At 69.1% G+C, this 6,399-nt stretch carries 6 protein-coding genes; 5 read left to right on the forward strand and 1 reads right to left on the reverse strand.

Annotated features, from left to right (window positions below; genetic code table 11):
- Positions 1-164: 164 nt before the first annotated feature.
- The 5 genes from AB0L56_RS27120 to AB0L56_RS27140 all read left to right on the forward strand — a co-directional run bounded on the left by AB0L56_RS27120 (position 165) and on the right by AB0L56_RS27140 (position 5,603).
- Positions 165-1,208, forward strand: a complete 1,044-nt coding sequence (locus AB0L56_RS27120; RefSeq protein ID WP_365427541.1) for an ABC transporter substrate-binding protein — start codon at positions 165-167, stop codon at positions 1,206-1,208.
- Between the two features lie 37 nt (positions 1,209-1,245).
- Entirely contained in the window at positions 1,246-2,160 is a 915-nt protein-coding gene (locus AB0L56_RS27125) for a siderophore-interacting protein (RefSeq protein WP_365427544.1), read from the forward strand.
- A gap of 158 nt (positions 2,161-2,318) precedes the next feature.
- On the forward strand, positions 2,319-3,761 hold the full coding sequence (gene desA, locus AB0L56_RS27130; protein WP_365427547.1) for a lysine decarboxylase DesA: 1,443 nt from the start codon (positions 2,319-2,321) through the stop codon (positions 3,759-3,761).
- Positions 3,745-5,040: a SidA/IucD/PvdA family monooxygenase gene (locus AB0L56_RS27135; RefSeq protein WP_365427550.1), complete on the forward strand. Its 1,296-nt coding sequence runs from the start codon at positions 3,745-3,747 to the stop codon at positions 5,038-5,040. The genes desA and AB0L56_RS27135 overlap by 17 nt, the downstream gene beginning before the upstream one ends.
- The gene (locus AB0L56_RS27140) at positions 5,037-5,603 is read left to right on the forward strand and encodes a GNAT family N-acetyltransferase (protein WP_365427553.1); all 567 of its coding nucleotides are present in this window, start codon (positions 5,037-5,039) and stop codon (positions 5,601-5,603) included. Before AB0L56_RS27135 ends, AB0L56_RS27140 begins: the two co-directional genes overlap by 4 nt.
- A gap of 13 nt (positions 5,604-5,616) precedes the next feature.
- Here AB0L56_RS27140 and AB0L56_RS27145 read toward each other — a convergent pair.
- Positions 5,617-6,399 (reverse strand): RNA-guided endonuclease TnpB family protein (locus AB0L56_RS27145; protein WP_365427556.1); only part of this gene is annotated, 783 nt, incomplete at its 5' end.

A 6,399-nucleotide genomic window follows, 5' to 3' on the forward strand; every position in this document is an offset into this window, starting at 1 on the left:
CCGCCGCGTTCACGCCGGCCCGTTCGAGGGTCAGCCGGAGCGGTACGACGGCCACGATGCCGAGAATCAGGTGCGGGCACCCCCTGGACAGATCATGAGGTTAGGCTAACCTAATCATGATCCCAGCCAAGGTCGGCTCCGCACGCACGAAAGCAGATCCACCCATGTCGAACGCCAGAACCGCCCGCTTCTCCCGTCGGGGACTGCTCGCCGCCGGCGGCGCCCTCGGACTCGGCGCCGTGCTCGCCGCCTGCGGGGACGAGGACGCGAAGAGCGGGGGCTCGGAGGGTGCCGGCGACGCCAAGTCCGGTCCCTGGTCCTTCAAGGACGACCGCGGCACCACGGTGAAGCTCGACAAGAAGCCCGCGAACATCGTGGCGTTCACCGGTGTGGCCGCCGCGCTGTACGACTACGGCGTCCAGGTCAAGGGCGTCTTCGGTCCGACGAAGACCAAGGACGGCAAGGCCGACGTCCAGGCCGGCGACATGGACATCAGCAAGGTGACCATTCTGGGCAACGTCTGGGACCAGTTCAACGTCGAGAAGTACGCGACGCTCGCGCCCGACGTCCTGATCTCCACGATGTTCGACGACGCCGGCACCCTCTGGTACGTCCCCGAGACATCCAAGGACAAGATCGCCAAGCTCGCCCCCAGCGTCGGCATCTCCGTCTACGACCGTCAGCTCACCGCCCCGCTCCAGCGCATGTGGGAGCTGGCCGAGTCCCTCGGCGGCGACATGAAGGCGGCCAAGGCCACCGAGGCCAAGAAGCGGTTCGAAAAGGCCTCGGAGCGGCTGCGCAAGGCCGCCAAGGCCAACCCCGGCATCAAGGTGATGGCCGCTTCCGCGAGCCCGGAGCTGTTCTACGTCTCCGGCACCAACCTCTCGGTGGACCTGGAGTACTTCAAGGCCCTCGGCGTGAACTTCATCGAGCCGCCGGAGAAGGCCAAGGCCCAGGGCGGCGGCTGGTTCGAGAGCCTCAGCTGGGAGAACGTCGACAAGTACAAGGCCGACCTCATCATGATGGACGACCGCACCTCGGCCATCCAGCCCGCGGACATCACCGAGGCGACCTGGAAGAAGCTCCCCGCGGTCAAGGCCGGTCAGGTCATCCCGCGTTCCGCCGAGCCGATCCTGTCGTACGACAAGTGCGCCCCGCTGGTGGAGAACCTGGCCGCGGCCATCGAGAAGGCCAAGAAGGTCGGCTGACCGTCCCCGACCGCACCCTCCCCTCCCGGAGCCGTACGTGACCACCGCCGTAGCCGCCCCGTTCCGTTTCTTCGCCCTTCAGGTCGTGACGACGAGGCGGCTCGGCCATTGTCTGGTCCGGGTCACGTTCGCCGGCCCCGAGCTGCGCCACTTCCGCTCCGGCGGACGCGACCAGTCCCTGTCGCTGTTCCTGCCGCACCCGGGGCAGGACGCGCCCGTCGTGCCGCTCGAGCTGGGATGGGGGTCCCCCCGCTCGAGCGAAGCCGAGAGTGGGGGAGGCTGGTGGCAGGGCTGGCGCGAACTGCCCGCCGACGTACGGGCGGTGATGCGCTCGTACACGCTGCGGGGACTGCGCGCGGACGCCGAGGGGCGCACCACCGAGATCGACATCGACTTCGTGCTGCACGGTGTCTCCGAGGAGGCCGGCGCCTCCGCCGAGGCGGGCCCGGCCTCCCGTTGGGCCGCCCGCGCCGCCACCGGTGACCGGGTGCTGCTGCTCGGCCCCGCGATCGCCGACAACCGCGCGATCCGCTTCCGTCCGCCCGAGGACACCGACCTGGTGCTGCTCTGGGCCGACGAGACGGCCCTGCCCGCCACCGCCGCCGTCCTGGAGACCCTCCCGGCCGGCACCCGGGCGCGGGTGTGGGTGGAGGTGCCGCACTCCGGGGACGTCCAGGACCTGGTGACCGACGCCGACGCGGACATCACCTGGTTCGTCCGGGAGCGGTCGCCCGCACCGGGCCAGGACTCACCCATGGCCCTGGACGAGCTGCGCGCCGCCCAACTCCCCGCCGACTCACGGCCGTACGTCTGGATCGCCGGAGAGGCGGGCTGTGTGAAGCAGCTGCGGCGGCACTTCGTCGGCGAGCGCGGCATCGACCGCCGGCGGGTGACGTTCGTGGGCTACTGGCGCCGTGGGCTGACGGAGGAACAGCTGCGCGACGAGGCGTAAGCCCTGCTTTTCGCACCACGGTTGACGGTCCATCGTCTCTCATGAGTGATCACAGTCACGGCCGAGGCGGGACTGAACCCCTGTTACTTAGGTTAGGCTCACCTAAGAAACGCAGACTTGCTCTCCGCACCGGACCGCCCCCACCGGAGGACCCCCACATGCGCTCGCACCTGCTCAACGACACCACCGCGGAGCACTACCGACGCTCCGTGACCCAAGGAGTCGAGCGGGTGGCCGCCAAACTCGCCACCACCGACCGGCCGTTCACCGGAATCACGGTCGACGCCCTCGCCCCGCGCATCGACGCGATCGACCTGGACCGGCCGCTGCACGACACCACCGCGGTGCTCGACGAACTGGAGGACGTCTACCTCCGGGACGCGGTCTACTTCCACCACCCCCGCTACCTCGCCCACCTCAACTGTCCGGTCGTCATCCCGGCCGTGCTCGGCGAGGCGGTGCTCTCCGCCGTCAACTCCTCCCTGGACACCTGGGACCAGTCGGCCGGCGGCACCCTCATCGAGCGGAAACTCATCGACTGGACGACCGGCCGCATCGGCCTGGGCCCGGCCGCCGACGGCGTGTTCACCTCCGGCGGCACCCAGTCCAACCTCCAGGCGCTGCTGCTGGCCCGCGAGGAAGCCAAGACCAACGATCTGGCGCGGCTGCGCGTCTTCGCCTCCGAGGTCAGCCACTTCAGCGTGCAGAAGTCCGCGAAACTGCTCGGCCTCGGCCCGGACGCCGTGGTGCCCGTACCCGTCGACCACGACAAGCGGCTGAAGACCGTCGCCCTCGCCCACGAGCTGGCGCGCGCCACCGAGGCGGGCCTGGTCCCCATGGCCGTCGTCGCCACCGCCGGCACCACCGACTTCGGCTCCATCGACCCGCTGCCCGAGATCGCCCGAGTCTGCGAGGAGTACGGCACCTGGCTGCACGTCGACGCCGCCTACGGCTGCGGGCTGCTCGCCTCGCTGAAGCACCGGGACCGTATCGACGGCATCGAGCGCGCCGACTCCGTCACCGTCGACTACCACAAGTCCTTCTTCCAGCCCGTTAGTTCGTCGGCCCTGCTGGTCCGCGACGCGGCCACGCTGCGGCACGCCACCTACCACGCCGAGTACCTCAACCCGCGGCGCATGGTGACCGAGCGCATCCCCAACCAGGTGGACAAGTCCCTGCAGACCACGCGCCGCTTCGACGCGCTCAAACTGTGGATGACACTGCGCGTGATGGGCGCCGACGGCATCGGCCGGCTCTTCGACGAGGTGTGCGACCTGGCCGCGGAGGGCTGGAAGCTGCTGGCCACCGACCCCCGCTTCGACGTCGTGGTCGAGCCGAGCCTGTCCACCCTCGTCTTCCGCTGGATCCCGGCCGCCGTCACCGACCCCGCCGAGATCGACCGCGCCAACCTCTACGCCCGCAAGGCCCTGTTCGCCTCCGGTGACGCGGTGGTCGCGGGCACCAAGGTGGCGGGACGTCACTACCTGAAGTTCACCCTGCTGAACCCCGAGACCACGACGGCCGACATCACCGCCGTCCTCGATCTGATCGCCGGCCACGCCGAGCAGTACCTGGGAGAGTCCCTTGACCGCGCTTGCTGAAGCAGCCCCGGAGACCACCTACGACTTCGTGGGAATCGGACTGGGCCCCTTCAACCTCGGCCTGGCCTGCCTCACCGAGCCCATCCACGAGCTGACCGGCGTCTTCCTGGAGTCCAAGCCTGACTTCGCCTGGCACGCCGGGATGTTCCTCGACGGCGCCCATCTGCAGACGCCGTTCATGTCGGACCTGGTCACCCTCGCCGACCCGACGTCCCCGTACTCCTTCCTCAACTACCTGAAGGAGAAGGGGCGGCTGTACTCCTTCTACATTCGCGAGAACTTCTACCCGCTGCGGATCGAGTACGACGACTACTGCCGCTGGGCCGCCGGCCGGCTGAGCAGTATCCGCTTCGGCACCACGGTCACCGAGGTGACGTACGACGAGCGCGACGCGGTGTACACCGTGGCGACCGAGGGCGGCGGGACGTACCGCGCCCGGCACCTGGTGCTCGGCACCGGCACCGTGCCGTTCATGCCGGAGCCGTGCCGCGGGCTGGACGGAGACCTCTTCCACAACGCGCAGTACACGCACCGCAAGGCGGAGCTGCTGAAGAAGGAGTCGATCACGGTCGTCGGCAGCGGGCAGAGCGCCGCCGAGATCTACTACGAGCTGCTCTCCGAGATCGACGTCCACGGCTACCGGCTGAACTGGGTCACCCGCTCCCCGCGGTTCTTCCCGCTGGAGTACACCAAGCTGACGCTGGAGATGACCTCCCCGGACTACATCGACTACTTCCGCGCGCTGCCCGAGGACACCCGCTACCGGCTGGAGAAGCAGCAGAAGGGCCTGTTCAAGGGCATCAACGCGGAGCTGATCGACGCGATCTTCGACCTGCTGTACCAGAAGAACGTGGAGAGCGGCGGCCGGAGCGTGCCCACCCGGCTGCTCACCAACTCCACGCTCACCGCGGCCCGGTACGAGGACGGCGGCTACACGCTCGGTTTCCACCAGGACGAGCAGGACAAGGACTTCGAGATCCGCACCGAGGGCCTGGTGCTGGCCACCGGCTACCACTACGAGCCCCCGGCCTTCCTCGACCCGGTCCGCGACCGGATCCGCTTCGACGGCCACGGCCGTTTCGACGTCGCCCGCAACTACGCCATCGACGTCACCGGCCGGGGCATCTTCCTGCAGAACGCGGGCGTCCACACCCACAGCATCACCAGCCCCGACCTGGGCATGGGCCCGTACCGGAACGCGACCATCATCCGTGAGCTGCTCGGCACCGAGTACTACCCGGTCGAGAAGACCGTAGCGTTCCAGGAGTTCGCGGTATGAGCAGCATGAACAGCACGAACAGCACCGGCATCGGCACGTTCACCGTCCGCCCCCTGGACCCCCTCCACGACGCCCCGCTCCTGCACCGCTGGGTCACCCACCCCAAGGCGGCGTTCTGGATGATGCAGGACGCCAAGCTCCAGGACGTCGAACGCGAGTACCTGCGCATCGCCGCGCACCCGCACCACCACGCCTTTCTCGGCCTGCACGACGGCGAACCGGCCTTCCTGATGGAGAAGTACGACCCCCGGTACGTCGAGCTGACTGGCCTGTACGACCCCGAGCCCGGGGACGTCGGCATGCACTTCCTGGTCGCGCCCACCGACCGGCCGGTGCACGGCTTCACCCGGGCCGTGATCACCGCCGTGATGGAGGAGCTGTTCGCCGACCCGGACACCCAGCGGGTGGTGGTCGAGCCGGATGTGAGCAACAAGGCCGTGCACGCGCTCAACGAGGCCGTGGGATTTGTACCCGAGCGGGAGATCGACAAGCCGGAGAAACGCGCGCTGCTGAGCTTCTGCACCCGCGCGCAGTTCGACACCGCCCGAGGAGTGACCGTTTGACTTCCTCCCCCGCCTAAAGGCGGGGGATTCCAGCGGTCGCCCGCTGGGGTTCCTGCTTCACCGACGACCGCCCCGTCCGGGAGGACTCCCGTTGAGGTCTTACACCGTCTCCACAGGCAGACGCCGCCAGCCCGGCGGCCAGAATGTTGCGTGCCGCGTTCACGTCGCGGTCATGCAGGGTGCCGCAGTCGCACGTCCACTCGCGGACGTTCAGCGGCATCTTCGCCGCGATCGTTCCGCAGGCCCCGCACAGCTTCGAGCTGGGGAAGAAGCGGTCGATCACGACGAGTTCGCGCCCGTACCAGGCGCACTTGTACTCCAGCATGGAGCGCAGTTCCGTCCACGACGCGTCGGAGATGGCGCGCGCGAGCTTGCCGTTCTTCAGCAGGTTGCGGACGGTGAGGTCCTCGATCACGACCGTTTGGTTCTCACGGACGAGTCGAGTCGACAGTTTGTGCAGGAAGTCGCGGCGCCGGTCGGCGATCCGCGCGTGCACGCGGGCGACCTTCAGCCGGGCCTTCGCCCGGTTCGCCGAGCCCTTCGCCTTCCGCGACAGCTCGCGCTGAGCGCGGGCCAGCCGGGCACGGTCACGCCGCTCCTGCCTGGGGTTGGCGATCTTCTCGCCGGTGGACAGCGTCACCAGGGAAGTGATCCCGGCGTCGACCCCGACCGCGTTCGTGGTGGCCGGCGCGGGCGTAACCGTCTCCTCGACGAGCAGGGACACGAACCAGCGGCCGGCCGCGTCGCGGGACACGGTCACCGTGGTCGGCTCCGCGCCCTGCGGGAGGGGACGCGA

It is taken from the genome of Streptomyces sp. NPDC052079 (genome assembly GCF_040680275.1).
Taxonomy (GTDB): Bacteria; Actinomycetota; Actinomycetes; order Streptomycetales; family Streptomycetaceae; genus Streptomyces.

Bases quoted from the DNA above. Each gene is read 5' to 3' on its own strand.
- AB0L56_RS27120 (WP_365427541.1), top strand. From the start codon at position 165: ATGTCGAACGCCAGAACCGCCCGCTTCTCCCGTCGGGGACTGCTCGCC.
- desA (WP_365427547.1), top strand. From the start codon at position 2,319: ATGCGCTCGCACCTGCTCAACGACACCACCGCGGAGCACTACCGACGC.
- AB0L56_RS27140 (WP_365427553.1), top strand. From the start codon at position 5,037: ATGAGCAGCATGAACAGCACGAACAGCACCGGCATCGGCACGTTCACC.